Annotated in this window: 10 protein-coding genes; 4 read left to right on the top strand and 6 right to left on the bottom strand. The window is 68.3% G+C overall.

Annotated elements, in window-relative coordinates; translation table 11 throughout:
• Positions 1-42: 42 nt before the first annotated feature.
• The 4 genes from ABZ939_RS29745 to ngcE form a co-directional block, all read right to left on the bottom strand.
• Entirely contained in the window at positions 43-1,266 is a 1,224-nt protein-coding gene (locus tag ABZ939_RS29745; RefSeq protein WP_361861780.1) for an ROK family transcriptional regulator, read from the bottom strand.
• Between the two features lie 425 nt (positions 1,267-1,691).
• Positions 1,692-2,615, bottom strand: a complete 924-nt coding sequence (locus tag ABZ939_RS29740; protein ID WP_361861777.1) for a carbohydrate ABC transporter permease — start codon at positions 2,613-2,615, stop codon at positions 1,692-1,694.
• A 12-nt stretch (positions 2,616-2,627) separates the two neighbouring features.
• Positions 2,628-3,551 (bottom strand): sugar ABC transporter permease, encoded by a 924-nt coding sequence (locus ABZ939_RS29735; protein ID WP_361861774.1) that lies wholly within the window; start codon positions 3,549-3,551, stop codon positions 2,628-2,630.
• 41 nt (positions 3,552-3,592) lie between these two features.
• Positions 3,593-5,041 carry an N-acetylglucosamine/diacetylchitobiose ABC transporter substrate-binding protein gene (gene ngcE / locus ABZ939_RS29730; RefSeq protein ID WP_361861772.1) on the bottom strand — a complete coding sequence of 483 codons (1,449 nt, stop codon included), beginning with the start codon at positions 5,039-5,041 and terminating at the stop codon, positions 3,593-3,595.
• A 394-nt stretch (positions 5,042-5,435) separates the two neighbouring features.
• Between ngcE and ABZ939_RS29725 the strand changes: the two genes are divergently transcribed.
• Positions 5,436-9,254 (top strand): GH92 family glycosyl hydrolase, encoded by a 3,819-nt coding sequence (locus tag ABZ939_RS29725; protein ID WP_361861769.1) that lies wholly within the window; start codon positions 5,436-5,438, stop codon positions 9,252-9,254.
• Between the two features lie 85 nt (positions 9,255-9,339).
• Here the strand turns inward: ABZ939_RS29725 and acnA are convergent, their stop codons facing one another.
• Together acnA and ABZ939_RS29715 are read right to left on the bottom strand one after the other, a co-directional pair.
• Entirely contained in the window at positions 9,340-12,057 is a 2,718-nt protein-coding gene (gene acnA, locus ABZ939_RS29720; protein ID WP_361861766.1) for an aconitate hydratase AcnA, read from the bottom strand.
• A gap of 243 nt (positions 12,058-12,300) precedes the next feature.
• Positions 12,301-13,233, bottom strand: coding sequence for an NAD(P)H-binding protein (locus tag ABZ939_RS29715; protein WP_361861763.1), 933 nt, complete (start codon positions 13,231-13,233; stop codon positions 12,301-12,303).
• Between the two features lie 92 nt (positions 13,234-13,325).
• Here ABZ939_RS29715 and ABZ939_RS29710 point away from each other — a divergent pair, with 92 nt between their 5' ends.
• The 3 genes from ABZ939_RS29710 to ABZ939_RS29700 are packed head-to-tail and all read left to right on the top strand — an operon-like array spanning position 13,326 to position 16,284.
• Entirely contained in the window at positions 13,326-14,327 is a 1,002-nt protein-coding gene (locus tag ABZ939_RS29710) for an AraC family transcriptional regulator (protein WP_361861761.1), read from the top strand.
• A 20-nt stretch (positions 14,328-14,347) separates the two neighbouring features.
• Complete coding sequence (locus ABZ939_RS29705) at positions 14,348-14,704, top strand: VOC family protein (protein WP_361861758.1); 357 nt, start codon at positions 14,348-14,350, stop codon at positions 14,702-14,704.
• Positions 14,705-14,754: 50 nt separating this feature from the next.
• Positions 14,755-16,284: a UDP-N-acetylglucosamine 1-carboxyvinyltransferase gene (locus tag ABZ939_RS29700; protein WP_361861755.1), complete on the top strand. Its 1,530-nt coding sequence runs from the start codon at positions 14,755-14,757 to the stop codon at positions 16,282-16,284.
• Positions 16,285-16,320 lie beyond the last annotated feature (36 nt).

Raw genomic sequence — 16,320 nt, 5'->3', positions numbered from 1 at the left:
GGAGTAAATCCTTAACGAGATGACAACGGTGCCATCCGTTATCTAAGTGAAGGCAGGAGCCGAGGCGTGAGCAGCCGCCGGCGCGGCACCGGGAAGGGCACTCTCCAACAGGGTCGAATCGCCCATTTCACTCAGCGCGAGAGCCAGCGCGCCCAGCACTTCGGCCCGCCCGCCGAGCGCCCCCGGAGCAAGCGAGAGCTGGCGGGCGGCGCTGGGGATGGCGTAGCGCGAGACGGAGTCGCGGATCGGGGCGAGCACCAGCTCACCGGCCTCGGCGAGGTCGCCCCCGAGGACCACCCTGCTGGGGTTCAGCAGGTTGCAGAGGTTGGCGACACCGCTGCCGATGTGGCGGCCGACGTCGGCGATCACCCGCCGGCAGCCCGGATCGCCCTCCCGGGCCAGCTGGACGACGCGCTCCATGGTCAGATCGGTCCCGTGACCTGGCTGGAGCAGCGGCAGGACGTAGCGGGCGGCGGTGAAGGTCTCCAGGCAGCCACGGTTGCCGCAGCGGCAGACCGGCCCCGACTCGTCGATCGTGATGTGCCCGATCTCCCCGGCGGTGCCTCCTGGGCCCCGGTAGACCCGCCCGTCGATGACGAGTCCCGCTCCGACACCGCTGGCGACCTTGATGTAGGCCAGGTCCTTGACCCCGCGGCCGCTGCCCCAGACGAGTTCGCCGAGCGCGCCGAGGTTGGCGTCGTTGTCGACGTACACGGGCACGCCGAGTCGGCCGGAGAGTTCGTCGGCCGGGTTGATCCCGCTCCAGCCCGGCAGGATCGAGGTGGAGCCGAGCGTGCCGGAGGACACGTCGATCGGGCCCGGTACGCCGAGACCGACGCCGACGACCTTGTCCCGGCCGATGCCGGTGGCCTCGATCAGCCGTGTGACCAGCCGTTCCGCCCGGTCGAAGCCCTCGGCGGACGACGCGTCGACGTCGAGCGGCTCGGACTCCTCGGCGAGGACCTGGTGGGCGAGGTTGCCGACGGCCACCCGGAGGTGGGTGTGGCCGAAGTCGACGCCGATGACGATGCCCGCGTCACCCGAGAGCGAGACGCTGCGGGCCCGGCGCCCGCCCGCGGAGGTGGGGGTGACCTCGACGGTTCCGCCGTCCTTCAACTCCCGCACGATGTTGGAGACCGTGGCGGCCGACAACCCCGTCGCTCGGGCGATCTCCGCCTGGGTGAGCGAGCCGGCCATGCGTACCGCACGGACGACCCGTTCGAGATTGGCCCTGTGCAGAGATGTCTGCGACCCCGGAGTCTCCATCGACTCATCCACTCCCGCCTGCGGGGGCCGCGCCTCTGAGACCCCAGCCTCTTCTCCAACTTGTGAACTCTAAGATGAGCCTTTCGGGTTGTCCTCCGTCAAGACCTGAGCGCGGGACGGCTCGGATGAGCCGGGCCCGGCTGCGGCCCCCGGCCGGCCCAGGCCGAGGCGAGGGGGAGCGCGTGCCCCGACGCCGTCCATCGGCCACTCGCGGGCAGAAAGGTGCAGGTCAGCGAGGTCCGCCACGTTCCGGCCGGCTGATTCGGCGTACCTCCTTCACCGTACCCACGGGGCACCTCTCTGCGCCGCTCCGGGCCGGTGGTCTCTTCGCGCACACCGTGATCACTCCGTGACGGCCAGGTGACCGGGAAAAGGGCGAGGCCCCGGCGGGATGTCCGCCGGGGCCTCGCCCATGACCATGTGTCCTACTTGAGCGCTCCGGCGGTGAGACCGGACTGCACCTGCCGCTGGAAGATCGTGTACACGACGAGCACGGGGAGCATGGCGATCATCATGCCCGCCATGAGGGCGCCCCAGTCGTTCTCGTACCCCTGCTGCAGCGCGATCATCGCGAGGCCCTGCGTGAGGACGTACTTGTCCTCCTGCTGGTTGAGCACCATCGGCAGCAGGTACTGGTTCCACTGGCCCAGGAAGTTGAAGATGCCGATGCTGATCAGGCCGGGCTTGGCCATCGGCAGCATCACCTGGAAGAACGTCCGGGTGTGCGAGGCCCCGTCGATCATCGCGGCCTCCGCCACCGAGGTCGGCAGGGTGCGGAAGAACGCCGTCATGAAGAAGACGGTGAACGGCAGCGAGTACGCGATGTAGACCAGGATCAGGCCGTGGTACGTCGCGAGGAGCGAGCTGCCCGGGAAGTCCCGCAGCACGAAGAAGAGCGGGATGACCAGCATGAAGACCGGGAACGACATGCCCGCCACGAACAGGTAGTAGATGAACCTGTTGCCGGGGAAGGTGAAGCGGGCCAGGACGTACGCGGCCATCGAGCCGAGCACCATGGTGCCGATGACGGATCCGCCCACCACGATGACGGTGTTGATGAAGTACTGGCCCATGTTCGCGTCGTTCCACGCGTTGGACCAGTTCTCCCAGTGCAGGACGGTCGGCAGGCCCCACGGGTCGGTGAGGATGCCGTTGCTGTCCTTGAAGGCGCTCCACAGCACCCAGAGCAGCGGGACGCCCACCATGAGCGCCCAGACGATCAGGATGCCGTGCGAGAAGACGTTGAGGACTCCGCCCTCGGAGGAGCGGCCGGTCGTCGGCCCGAGCTTCTTGGTGACGGTGGCGGGCGTCTCGTCCCTCGCCACCTTCTCGATCTCTTCGGTCGTCATCCGCCCGTATCCCTAGTACTCGATCCGCTCACGTCGCGCGAAGCGCATCGTGAGCACTGCGAAGGTCATCGTGACAATGAGCATCGCGATGCCCATGGCGGAGGCGTAGCCGAACTGGCTGTCGCGGAAGGCCGTCAGATAGAGCCTCAGCGGCATGACGTCCGTGGCGCCGTCCGGGCCGCCCATGTTCACCGACATGATCTGGACCAGGGCGAAGGCGTCGAGCGCGATGATGCCCATGTACACCCAGCCGGTCTGCACCGTGTCCCACAGCAACGGCAGGGTGATCTTGAAGAAGGTGTGGAAGCGGCTGGCGCCGTCGAGCAGGGCCGCCTCGTAGATGTCCCGCGGGATGGAGGCCATCGCCGCGGAGAAGAGCACCACGTAGAAGCCGACGTGGCCCCAGACCATGACGGCGCTGATGCACCACAGCGCCAGGCTCTTCTCGCCCAGCCAGGAGTTCTGCAGGCTGTCCAGGCCCACCGCGCCGAGGAGCGAGTTGAGCATGCCGTCCTGCGGGTCCGGGTTGTAGATGTTGAACCAGATGACGGCGACGATCGTGATGGAGATGACCTGCGGGAAGAAGAAGACGAACTTGTACAGCTTGGAACCGGCCACACCGGTGACGACTTCGTTCTTCCTGCGCCGGCCGCCGACATTCAGCATGAAGGCGAAGAAGAGGCCGAGGCCGAGCGTGACGACCGGGACCAGCACCAACATGTAGATGTTGTGGCGCAGCGCGTTCCAGAAGTCGTCGCTGTCCCAGAGCTTCTGGAAGTTGTCGAGGCCGATGAATTCGGCCGTTCCCACGAGCCCGGACCAGTCGGTCATCGAGATCTGGAACGCCTGGACGAACGGCGAGATCACGAAGAGCGCGTAAATGGTCAGAGGCAGGGCCAGGAAGCCCACGATGAATCGGTATTTGCCGTGTTGCATGTGCTCCCCGGCCCTTCCCCTCTTTGTACGGGACCAGCAGGTCAGGCGGTGCGCTTGAACTTGGCGACGGAGCTGTCCTTGGCCACCTTGTCGCATTCCGCCTGGGTCTTCTTGATCCAGTCGGCTGCCGACAGCTCGCCGGCGAGCAACTGGCCCGTCAGTCCACCGATCTTCTCGTCCGTGAGCGCCGGGTACCACTCCTGCAGCTGAAGGCTGATCAGGTTGGTGCCGGCCTCCTTGAAGACCTTGCTGGCGGAGGCGAGACCGGGCGACAGGGTCATGCCCTCGGTCGCGTCCATGACGCAGGTGAGGGACTTCACCTTGGTCGCGAAGTTCTGCGCGTGCTTCTTGGAGAGCATGATGCGCAGCAGCTCCATACCGCCGGCCGGGTTCTTGCCCTTGGCCGAGACCAGGTACGGCTCGCTCGGCTCGGCGCGCAGGGTGCCGTGGGGCATCTTGTCGCCGGTGCCGTCGAAGAGGGCGCCGACCGCCATGCCGAAGTCGGCCGGAGTGGTCGGCGCGGCCTCGTTCTCGACCCAGGAGCCGTTCGGGATGAACACGGCCTTGCCCTTGTTCCAGGCGGTCTGCGACTGGATGTGGGTCAGACCCTGGCTGCCTTCGAGGAAGTACTTCTTGGCGGCGAGCTCCTCGTAGTGCTCGATGACCTCCTTGACCGCGTCGCTCTTGGTCCAGGCGTTGGGCTCGAGGTTGTCGATCGCGATCCACCCCTCCATGCCGCCGATCTTGGCGATCTGCGCGAAGAGGTTGAAGTGCACGTAGTACGGGAACTTGCCGGCGTACGTCCAGGGCGCGATGCCGGCCTTCTTGATCTCGCCGCAGAGGGTGACCATCTCGTCGAGGGTCTTCGGGTACGCCCAGCCCTTGGACTCGAGCAGCTTCTGCGAGTACCAGGTGCCGTAGATCGTGAAGGCGTAGTACAGCACGTCGAACTTGTCGCCGTGCTTGCCCTTCTCGATCGTGCTCGGGTGGATCGTGTCCCGGATCTTCTTGGCCGGGTCGTCCATGGAGGCGGCGTCGAGCAGCAGGGCGAGGTCCTGCAGCTGGCCCTGGGTGGAGAGCTTGTTCATGTCCAGGTGGTCGGCGCCGGAGTTGTCGATGACGTCCGGCGGGTTGCCGCCCGCGAATCGCGGGGTCAGCTTCGGGCCGACCTGCTGGGTGCCCGTGTGCTTGACCTCGGCGCCGTAGGTGGCCTTGAAGTCGGCCTCCGCGTCCTTGGCGTACTGGTCGCCCAGGCCGCCCTTGAAGATGAACGCTTCGAGCGGGGCGCCCTGCTTCACGCCGAGCGGGTTCTTCTCGGTCTTCTCGCCACCGGCGGCCTTCGTCTCCTTCTCGCTGCTGCCGCCACCACCGGTGGCACAGGCGGACAGGAAGCTCATCGTCGGCACCGAGATCAGACCGAGAGCGGCGGAGCGCTTGATCAGATCGCGGCGGCCGAGGCCTTCGGGGTTGTGCGCGGAGGTGGATCCCATGCTCAAGTCCTCGCCTTCATTCAGGACTCAGGCGGTGTACCGGTCGCCCGTTATCAGCTCGCCACAGGCGAAGGGCCCCGCCACCGCATTCGAATGCAGCTTGGGTCGTACATCGTGCGGTCGTTCGGCGTCGTGCCGTCGTGTGAGTGGTACGACGGGCCGGACGCCGACAGGTATAGTCCACTTCCCTTCAACTGAGCAAGATCGAAAGCAGGTTTGAGCGGCAGTCTTTCCCGAGTTGAGACCTCGGGGATGGCCCTGATGTATCTGTACCGTTTCATCCCTCGACTTACCGTCAACACCCTTGACACCGCCAGCCACTTGGCCCCTACTGGGTCTGCGCCATTCACTTGACAACGTTGTCTAAATCCAGTGGCAGGAGCGGCGACACGGCATGGAGTCGAGAATTCGCACCCGATCACGGTCCCGGAACCCCCGTCTCAAAGCCGCCGCCCTGGCGGCTTCCTCGGCATTGGTACTGGGCTCGGTGCCCTCGGTGGCACAGGCACTTCCCGGCCAAACAGACATATCTTCACAGGAGTTCACCACCTCCTTCGAAGCCGACGAAACCCCACCCACCTGGCGCAACACGGTGGAGGTCGGCGCGGACGGCACCAAGCGGACCTCAGGGGTCGACGGCGGCTTCGCCAGTGGAATACCGGGCAACGTCACCGACAAGGTGGTGGCGCTGCGCGCCAGCGGCGAGCACGCGAGCGCGGGAGAGACCAAGGAGAACCTGGTCGACCTCCAGCCCGGCACGAAGTGGCTGGTCTTCGAGCCGACCGCCTGGATCGAGTTCGACCTCGACGAGCCCGTCAAGGTGGTGACCTACGCGCTGACTTCGGCGAACGACGCCGCCGAGCGCGACCCCCGCGACTGGACGCTCCAGGGCTCGGCGGACGGCAAGGAGTGGAAGGTCCTCGACACCCGGGCGGGCCAGACCTTCGCCAAGCGCTTCGAGACGAGGACGTACGACGTCACGAACGACACGGCGTACGCCCACTACCGCCTCGAGATCACAAAGAACGGCGGCGCGGGTCTCACCCAGCTGGCCGACGTTCAGTTCTCGAACGGGGACACCTCGGCCCCGGTGCCCGAGGAGATGCGCAGCCATGTCGACCGCGGCCCGGGCGGCTCCCCCACCGCCAAGGCCAACGCCGGATTCACCGGCACGCGGGCGCTGCGTTACGCCGGTACGCACAAGGCCGACGGCCGGGCGTACTCGTACAACAAGATCTTCGACGTCGACCTGCCGATCGCCCGGGACACCGAGCTGTCGTACCGGGTCTTCCCGTCCCTGCCCGAGACGGACCTCAACTACCCCGCCACCAACGTGTCGGTGGACCTGGCCTTCACCGACGGCACCTATCTGAGTGATCTGCGGGCCACCGACTCCCACGGCGGGCTCCTGACCCCACAGGGCCAGGGCGCCGCCAAGCGGCTCTACGTCAACCAGTGGAACCAGGTGAGCTCCCGGATCGGCGCGGTCGCGGCCGGCCGGACCGTGGACCGGATCCTCGTGGCGTACGACTCCCCCAAGGGCCCGGCGAAGTTCCAGGGCTGGATCGACGACCTCGCCCTCAGGGCCAAGGCTCCCGAGAAGCGTCTCGACCGGCTCTCCGACTACGCCTCCACGACCCGCGGCACGAACTCCAGCGGTTCGTTCTCGCGCGGCAACACCTTCCCCGCGACCGCCGTCCCGCATGGCTTCAACTTCTGGACGCCGGTCACCAACTCGGCCTCCAAGAGCTGGCTGTACGAGTACGCGCGCGGCAACAACGCGGACAATCTGCCCACCGTGCAGGCGTTCGCCGCGAGCCATGAGCCGAGTCCCTGGATGGGCGACCGGCAGACCTTCCAGGTGATGCCGTCGGCGGCCGGGGGCACCCCGGAGACCGACCGGGTCAAACGGGCCCTCGCCTTCCGCCACGAGAAGGAGACGGCGCGGCCGCACTTGTACGGCGTCACCTTCGAGAACGGTCTGAAGGCCGAGATCACGCCGACCGACCACGCGGCGATGATGCGCTTCACCTATCCGGGTGAGGACGCGAGCGTGATCTTCGACAACGTCACCGAGGAGGGTGGGCTCACCCTCGACCCGGAGACGAGCTCCTTCACCGGCTTCTCCGACGTCAAGAGCGGTCTTTCGACCGGCGCCACCCGGATGTTCGTGTACGGGGTCTTCGACGCGCCGGTCACCGGCTCCGCCGCGCAGGGCGTGAAGGGCCACCTCCGCTTCGACGCGGGTGCCGACCGCACGGTGACCCTGCGGCTCGCCACCTCGCTGATCTCCGTCGACCAGGCGAAGGCCAACCTCGCCGACGAGATCCCGGCCGGCACCGCCTTCGAGCGGGTGCGGGAGCGGGCGCAGGACGCCTGGGACAGGATCCTGGGCCGGGTGACGGTCGAGGGCGCGACCCACGACCAGCTGGTCACGCTCTACTCCAGCCTCTACCGGCTCTACCTCTACCCCAACTCCGGTTTCGAGAAGGTCGGCACGAAGGCCCGGTACGCCAGCCCCTTCTCGCCCATGACCGGACCGGACACCCCGACCCACACCGGCGCGAAGATCGTCGACGGGAAGGTGTACGTCAACAACGGCTTCTGGGACACCTACCGCACGACCTGGCCCGCCTACTCCCTCCTCACCCCGGACAAGGCCGGTGAGCTGGTCGACGGCTTCGTGCAGCAGTACAAGGACGGCGGCTGGATCTCCCGCTGGTCCTCCCCCGGCTACGCGGACCTGATGACCGGGACCTCCTCTGACGTCGCGTTCGCCGACGCGTACGTCAAGGGCGTGGACTTCGATGCCGAAGCGGCGTACGAGGCGGCGCTCAAGAACGCGACCGTGGTGCCGCCGAGCCGGGGCGTGGGGCGCAAGGGCATGGAGACCTCCCCCTTCCTCGGCTATGCGTCGACCGAGACCCACGAGGGGCTGTCCTGGTCCCTCGAGGGCTACCTCAACGACTACGGCATCGCGAAGATGGCGCAGGCGCTGCACAAGAAGACCGGAAAGAAGCGGTACCAGGAGGAGGCCGCGTACTTCCTCTCCCGCGCCCAGAGTTACGTCTCCCTCTTCGACGACAAGGCCGGCTTCTTCCAGGGCCGCGACCTCAAGGGCGACTGGCGGGTGCCCTCCGCCCAGTACGACCCGAGGATCTGGGGCTACGACTACACGGAGACCAACGGCTGGGGCTACGCCTTCACCGCGCCGCAGGACTCGCGGGGCCTGGCCCAGCTGTACGGGGGCCGCAAGGGCCTCGGTCAGAAGCTGGACACCTACTTCTCCACGCCGGAGACCGCGAGCCCCGAGTTCGTCGGCTCGTACGGCAGCGTCATCCACGAGATGACCGAGGCCCGGGACGTCCGGATGGGCATGTACGGGCACTCCAACCAGGTCGCCCACCACGTCCCGTACATGTACAACGCGGCCGGGCAGCCCTGGAAGACGCAGGAGAAGGTCCGCGAGGTGCTCTCCCGGCTGTACACCGGCAGCGAGATCGGGCAGGGCTATCACGGCGACGAGGACAACGGCGAGCAGTCCGCCTGGTACCTCTTCTCCGCGCTCGGCTTCTATCCGCTGGTGATGGGCAGCGGGGAGTACGCGATCGGCTCGCCGCTCTTCACCAAGGCGACGGTCCGCATGGACAACGGCCGCACCCTGGTCGTCGAAGCGCCCCGCAACAGCGCGCGGAACATCTACGTCCAGGGGGTGAAGGTCAACGGCGTCCACTGGAACTCCACCGCGCTTCCGCACGAGCTGCTGGCCAAGGGCGGCACGCTGAAGTTCGAGATGGGGCCGCGACCCTCGGCGTGGGGCACGGGCGCGAAGGCCGGCCCGGTCTCCCTCACCCCGGAGGGCGGGACGCCGTCGCCGCGCACGGACGCGATCACCGGCACCGGCCCGCTCTTCGACAACACGTCGGCCACCTCCGGCGCGTTCACATCGGTCGAGCTGCCGGTGGCGAAGCCGGTCCGCGCGGTCCAGTACACGCTGACCTCGTCCGTACGGGACAGGGCGCCGGCCGGGTGGGTGCTGCAGGGTTCGGCGGACGGCACGACCTGGACCGACCTCGACAGGCGGGCGGGCGAGTCCTTCGCCTGGGACCGGCAGACCCGGGTGTTCACGGTCACCGCACCGGGCTCGTACGCGCGGTACCGACTGGTGGCGGCGGCTTCGGGTGAACTGGCGGAGGTGGAACTGCTCCGCTGACACCCGTACGCACGCGGAAGGGCCCGCACCCCTGGTGACCAGGGGTGCGGGCCCTTCCTTTTCGGCTGGCTAGCCGCGACTGTGCTTATCCACGGATGAGGTTCCGCAGCACGTACTGCATGATGCCGCCGTTGCGGTAGTAGTCCGCCTCACCGGGGGTGTCGATGCGGACGACCGCGTCGAACTCGACACCGGTGTCGGTGGTGACCTTGACCGTGCGCGGCGTGGTGCCGTTGTTCAGCTCGGTCACGCCGGTGAAGGAGAAGGTCTCCTCGCCGGTCAGGCCGAGGGAGGCCGCCGAGGCACCCTCCGGGAACTGCAGCGGCAGGACGCCCATGCCGATGAGGTTCGAGCGGTGGATGCGCTCGTACGACTCGGCGATGACGGCCTTGACGCCGAGGAGCGCGGTGCCCTTGGCGGCCCAGTCGCGGGACGAGCCGGAGCCGTACTCCTTGCCCGCGAGCACGACGAGCGGGACGCCCTGCTCGATGTAGTTGCGGGAGGCGTCGTAGATGAACGACACCGGGCCGTCGGCCTGGGTGAAGTCGCGGGTGTAGCCGCCCTCGGTGCCCGGCGCGATCTGGTTGCGCAGGCGGATGTTGGCGAACGTGCCGCGGATCATGACCTCGTGGTTGCCTCGGCGCGAGCCGTAGGAGTTGAAGTCACGACGCTCCACACCGTGCTCGGTGAGGTACTTGCCGGCCGGGGTGTCGGCCTTGATGGCACCGGCCGGGGAGATGTGGTCGGTGGTGACCGAGTCGCCCAGCTTGGCCAGGACGCGCGCGCCGACGATGTCGGTGACCGGGGTGGTCTCCATCGTCATGCCCTCGAAGTAAGGGGGCTTGCGGACGTAGGTGGACTCGGTGTCCCACTCGAAGGTGTTGCCGGTCGGGATCGGCAGCGCCTGCCACTGGGCGTCGCCCGCGAAGACGTCCTGGTAGGACTTGTTGAACATGTCCTCGCCGATGGCGTTGGCGACGACGTCGTTCACCTCGGCCTCGGAGGGCCAGATGTCCGCGAGGTAGACCGGCTTGCCCTCGGTGTCGGTGCCGAGCGCGTCCTTGGTGATGTCTACCTTCATGGAGCCCGCGATGGCGTACGCGACGACCAGCGGCGGGGAGGCCAGGTAGTTCATCTTGACGTCGGGGTTGATACGGCCCTCGAAGTTCCGGTTGCCGGAGAGGACCGAGGTGACCGCGAGGTCGTGCTCGTTGACGGCCTTGGAGACCTCCTCCGGCAGCGGGCCGGAGTTGCCGATGCAGGTGGTGCAGCCGTAGCCGACGAGGTTGAAGCCGACCTTGTCGAGGTACGGGGTCAGACCCGCCTTGTCGAAGTAGTCGGTGACGACCTTCGAGCCCGGGGCGAGGGTGGTCTTGACCCACGGCTTGCGGGTCAGGCCCTTCTCCACGGCCTTCTTCGCGACGAGCGCGGCGGCGACCATGACGTACGGGTTCGAGGTGTTGGTGCAGGAGGTGATCGCGGCGACGGTGACGGCGCCGTGGTCGATCTCGTAGGTCGAGCCGTCGGGGGCCGTGACGGTGACCGGCTTCGACGGCCCGCCGTTGGGGTGGTTCGCCGGGGCGTCGGAGGCCGGGAAGGACTCCTTGCCGGCCTCGTCCACCTCGTCCACGTAGTTGCGGACGTCCTGGGCGAACTGCTGGGCGGCGTTCGCGAGGATGATGCGGTCCTGCGGACGCTTCGGGCCGGCGATGGACGGGACGACCGTGGAGAGGTCGAGCTCCAGCTTCTCGGAGAAGTCGGGCTCGGCGGACGGGTCCAGCCAGAGGCCCTGCTCCTTGGCGTACGCCTCGACGAGCGCGACCTGCTGCTCGGAGCGGCCGGTGAGCTTGAGGTACTTCAGGGTCTCGTCGTCGATCGGGAAGATCGCGGCGGTGGAGCCGAACTCCGGCGACATGTTGCCGATGGTGGCGCGGTTGGCGAGGCTCGTGGCCGCCACACCCTCGCCGTAGAACTCGACGAACTTGCCGACGACGCCGTGCTTGCGCAGCATCTCGGTGATCGTGAGGACGAGGTCGGTGGCGGTGGTGCCGGCCGGGAGCTCACCGGTCAGCTTGAAGCCGACGACGCGCGGGATGAGCATGGAGACCGGCTGGCCGAGCATGGCGGCCTCGGCCTCGATGCCGCCGACGCCCCAGCCGAGCACACCGAGGCCGTTGACCATGGTGGTGTGGGAGTCGGTGCCGACGAGGGTGTCGGGGTACGCCTGGCCGTTGCGGACCATGACGGTACGGGCCAGGTGCTCGATGTTCACCTGGTGGACGATGCCGGTGCCGGGCGGGACGACCTTGAACTCGTCGAAGGCGGTCTGGCCCCAGCGCAGGAACTGGTAGCGCTCCTTGTTGCGGCCGTACTCCAGCTCGACGTTCTGGCCGAAGGCGTCCTTCGTACCGAACTTGTCGGCGATGACGGAGTGGTCGATGACCAGCTCGGCCGGGGCCAGCGGGTTGATCTTCGCCGGGTCTCCGCCGAGCTCCTTGACGGCCTCACGCATGGTGGCGAGGTCGACGACACAGGGCACACCGGTGAAGTCCTGCATGATCACGCGGGCCGGCGTGAACTGGATCTCCTGGCTCGGCTGGGCCTGCGAGTCCCAGTTGCCCAGGGCCCGGATGTGGTCGGCGGTGATGTTCGCGCCGTCCTCGGTGCGGAGCAGGTTCTCCAGAAGCACCTTCAGGCTGTAGGGAAGGCGCGCGGAGCCCTCGACCTTGTCCAGCTTGAAGATCTCGTACGACTCGTCGCCCACGCGCAGCGTGCTGCGGGCGTCGAAGCTGTTCGCCGACACGACAGTCTCCTTCATCAGTGTGCGCGGTTACCGCGCAGCGACAATATGCGGCTGCCGCCGCGTGGTGCCGCCCGACTCCCCGCCGATCCGCTAAGGTAAGACTTAGTTAGGTAACCCTTACCGGGTGGGCGGCCGCGGTGCGCCGTAAGCAGTTATCTCGATGTCGAGATAACTCTAGTGCATCACCGCGGCTCGGTCATGCCCGGCATGACTGTGACGGCCGTCATCCTGCTGACCGTCCGGTCAGCCGTGCCACACCCCGGTCGCGGCGGTGGTCCGCACATAGTCGGCGAAATCGCGCGGTTCGCGGCCGAGCGCGCGCCGGACGCCGTCGCCGAGGCGGGCGAAGCGCTCCTCGCGGATCCAGCCGTACAGCATGTTCAGCAGCTCCACATGCTCCTCCGACACCCCCCGCCGTGCACCGTAGGCCGCGAAGTCGGCCGGCGGGACGTGGCGGTGGGCGATGTCGCGGCCCGTGGCGCGGGCGATCTCCTCGGCCACGTCGCCGAAACTCAGCAGGCGCGGTCCGGACAGCGCGTACGCCTGCTCGTCGTGGCCGTCCTCGGTGAGGGCCGCCACGGCGACGTCCGCGATGTCCTCGACATCGACCCACGGCTCGACGCCGTCGCCGGTCGAGGACACGACCTCGCCGTCGAGGAGCTGACCGAGGAAGAACGGGTCCTCGCTGAAGTTCTGCGCGAACCAGGCGGGCTTCAGAATCGTCCACCGCGCGCCGGACTCCCGCACCGCACGCTCGCAGGGAAGCTTCTCCTCCCCGTCCGCCACCACCCAGTCGCTGTGGGACAGGAGCACCAGGCGCTCGACCCCCATGGAGGCGGCGAGCTTCGCGAAGGAGCGCATCGACGCCCCGGCGTCGGGCAACTGTGAGTCGACCAGATAGGCCGCGCCGGCGCCCGCGAGGGCGGGCTCCCAGGTGTTCTCGTCGGTCCAGTCGAAGCGGATCGGCCCCTTGCGGGAGACGGGGCGGACCTCGTGGCCGCGCTGCCGGAGGCGGGGGACCACGCGGCTCCCGGTCTTGCCGGTGCTGCCGAGGACCAGGATCGGCTTCGTCGCGTTCGCGGAGTTCACGGAGTTCGCAGAGTTCGTGGAGGTTGCGGCGTTCGCGGAGTTCGCAGAGTTCATCGGGTTCGCGGAGTTCGTCGTCTTCGTCGTCATGAGAGGAGTCAAACCGTTCACCCATGAGGCGTGGAATGGCCTGCCCGCTCAATTCGATGTCCGAGCGTCTCACGCGCGTCTAGTCTTGCCGCGTGGATGCCTTGGCGAGTCTCCTGTACGAAGTGCGTTCCGACGGAGCCCTGTTCAGCCGGAACATCCTGGCGCCGCCGTGGTCGGTCCGCTTCGCCGACCGCCGGCCGCTCAATCTGGTCACGATGCTGCGCGGCTCGGGCTGGGTCGTGCCGGGCGGCGCGGAACCGCCGGTCGCGCTCGGCATGGGCGATGTGGCCGTCGTGGTCGGAGCGGAGCCGTTCTCCGTCGCCGACACCGCCGAGGCGGAGACGCCGCCGCTGTACGTGCTGGAAGGCCCCTACCGGTGCACCACGGCCGACGGCGAGGAGATCAGCGAGGACATCGTGCTGGGCCTGCGCACCTGCGGGAACAGCCTGGACGGTCCGACCGTGCTGCTCACCGGCAGCTATCAGGTCGGCGGTCGCGTCTCGGAGCGTCTGCTGAGCGCGCTCCCCCGTGCGCTCGTGGTGCGCCATGACGGGCGGCCGGGCCCGATCCTCGACCTCACCGCCGAAGAGGTCGCCCGGGACGAACCGGGACAACAAGCCGTTCTCGACCGACTCCTCGATCTGTTGCTGCTGTCCACGCTGCGGGAGTGGTTCACCCGCCCGGAGGCCGATCCGCCCGGCTGGTACCAGGCGCTCGGCGACCCGGTCGCGGGCCGGGCGCTGCGACTGATCCACGACCGTCCCGCCCGTCCGTGGACCGTGACCGCGCTCGCCGAGGAGACCGGCGTGTCGCGGGCGACGCTCGCCCGCCGCTTCGGCGAGCTGGTCGGCGAGCCGCCCATGGCCTATCTGACCGGCTGGCGCCTCGCCCTCGCCGCCGATCTGCTGGCGCGCACCGACGCCACGGTGGAGTCGATCGCCCGGCAGGTCGGCTACGGCAGCGCGTTCGGGCTGAGCGTGGCGTTCCACCGGGTGTACGGGACCCGCCCGAGCGCGCACCGTGCGGCCGCCCGCGTCGGCGGGCTGGCGCCACCCCCGCCCCGTACGGCGGCGGAAGGATTGCCGCGGCCGTAGGGCGAGCCGAGGATCGAACCATGTTCAGCGGCGCACATGTGATTCTCTACACCCCGGACGCGGACGCCGACCGGGCCTTTCTCAAGGACGTCGTGGGCTTCGACCACGTCGACGCGGGTGAGGGCTGGCTCATCTTCGGGCTGCCGCCCGCGGAGCTCGCCGTCCACCCCACCGCGGGCGAGCCGAAGCACGAGTTGTACCTGATGTGCGAGGACATCACGCGCACGCTGACCACGCTGGAGGATCGCGGGGCGGAGATCTCACGGCCCATCAGCGACCAGGGCTGGGGACTGCTCGCCGCCGTGCGGATGCCGAGCGGGGCCGAACTGCCCCTCTATGAACCGCGTCACCCCACTGCGCACACTCCGTCACCCTGACAGCCCACCCCCTCGCGAGCGTCATCTCATATCTGAGATAACGTGACGCCATGGCAGACGACTACCTCGTACGCATCGGCAAGCTCATCCGTGACGCGCGCCAGCACCGCGGCTGGACCCAGACGCAGCTCGCGGAGGCCCTGGCCACCAGCCAGAGTGCCGTGAATCGGATCGAACGCGGCAACCAGAACATCAGCCTTGAGATGATCGCGCGCATCGGTGAAGCACTCGACAGCGAGATCGTGTCTCTGGGTTACGCCGGCCCGATGCATCTGCGGGTCGTCGGTCGGCGCCGGCTCTCCGGCGCCATCGACGTCAAGACGAGCAAGAACGCCTGTGTCGCGCTGCTCTGCGCCTCGCTCCTCAACAAGGGCCGCACGGTCCTGCGCCGCGTCGCCCGCATCGAGGAGGTCTTCCGGCTCCTGGAGGTCCTCAACTCCATCGGGGTGCGCACCCGTTGGATCAACGACGGCGTCGACCTGGAGATCGTGCCGCCGGCCGAGCTGGACATGGACTCGATCGACGCCGAGGCGGCGATCCGCACGCGCTCGATCATCATGTTCCTCGGCCCGCTGCTGCACCGCCTCGACCGCTTCAGGCTGCCGTACGCGGGCGGCTGCGACCTCGGTACGCGCACGATCGAGCCGCACATGATCGCGCTGCGCCGCTTCGGTCTGGACATCACCGCCACCGAGGGCCTCTACCACGCCCAGGTCGAGCCGTCGGTGGTCCCGGACCGCCCGATCGTGCTGACCGAGCGCGGCGACACCGTGACCGAGAACGCGCTGCTGGCCGCGGCCCGCCACGACGGCGTGACCGTCATCCGCAACGCCTCCTCCAACTACATGGTCCAGGACCTGTGCTTCTTCCTGGAGGCGCTGGGCGTACGGGTGGAGGGCATCGGCACCACCACACTGACCGTGCACGGCGTGCCGCAGATCGACGTGGACGTGGACTACTCCCCCTCCGAGGACCCGGTCGAGGCGATGAGCCTGCTGGCCGCGGCCGTGGTGACCGAGTCGGAGCTGACGATCCGCCGCGTCCCGATCGAGTTCATGGAGATCGAGCTCGCGGTCCTGGAGGAGATGGGCCTCGACCACGACCGCTCGCCGGAGTACGCGGCGGACAACGGCCGCACGCGCCTGGTCGACCTGACGGTCCGCCCCTCCAAGCTGGAGGCGCCGATCGACAAGATCCACCCGATGCCCTTCCCCGGCCTCAACATCGACAACGTGCCGTTCTTCGCGGCCATCGCGGCGACGGCCCAGGGCAAGACCCTGATCCACGACTGGGTCTACGACAACCGCGCGATCTACCTCACCGACCTCAACCGCCTCGGCGGCCGCCTCCAACTCCTCGACCCCCACCGCGTCCTGGTCGAGGGCCCGACCCGCTGGCGCGCAGCCGAAATGATGTGCCCCCCGGCCCTGCGCCCGGCCGTGGTCGTCCTCCTGGCGATGATGGCGGCCGAGGGCACGTCGGTCCTGCGGAACGTGTACGTCATCAACCGGGGCTACGAGGAACTCGCGGAGCGCCTGAACTCGGTGGGCGCACAGATCGAGATCTTCCGGGACATCTAGGGCGCAGCGGGCCACGGCCGGGGGCGGTTCGTGGCC

The organism is Streptomyces sp. NPDC046712 (genome assembly GCF_040645695.1).
Lineage (GTDB): Bacteria > Actinomycetota > Actinomycetes > Streptomycetales > Streptomycetaceae > Streptomyces.
The sequence above is the reverse complement of the archived record's forward strand: the minus strand, read 5'-3'. Positions and strand labels throughout refer to the sequence as shown.

Coding starts and splice junctions, on each gene's coding strand:
- ABZ939_RS29745 (WP_361861780.1), bottom strand. CDS start 1,266: ATGGAGACTCCGGGGTCGCAGACATCTCTGCACAGGGCCAATCTCGAA.
- ABZ939_RS29740 (WP_361861777.1), bottom strand. CDS start 2,615: ATGACGACCGAAGAGATCGAGAAGGTGGCGAGGGACGAGACGCCCGCC.
- ABZ939_RS29735 (WP_361861774.1), bottom strand. CDS start 3,551: ATGCAACACGGCAAATACCGATTCATCGTGGGCTTCCTGGCCCTGCCT.
- ngcE (WP_361861772.1), bottom strand. CDS start 5,041: ATGGGATCCACCTCCGCGCACAACCCCGAAGGCCTCGGCCGCCGCGAT.
- ABZ939_RS29725 (WP_361861769.1), top strand. CDS start 5,436: ATGGAGTCGAGAATTCGCACCCGATCACGGTCCCGGAACCCCCGTCTC.
- ABZ939_RS29715 (WP_361861763.1), bottom strand. CDS start 13,233: ATGACGACGAAGACGACGAACTCCGCGAACCCGATGAACTCTGCGAAC.
- ABZ939_RS29705 (WP_361861758.1), top strand. CDS start 14,348: ATGTTCAGCGGCGCACATGTGATTCTCTACACCCCGGACGCGGACGCC.
- ABZ939_RS29700 (WP_361861755.1), top strand. CDS start 14,755: ATGGCAGACGACTACCTCGTACGCATCGGCAAGCTCATCCGTGACGCG.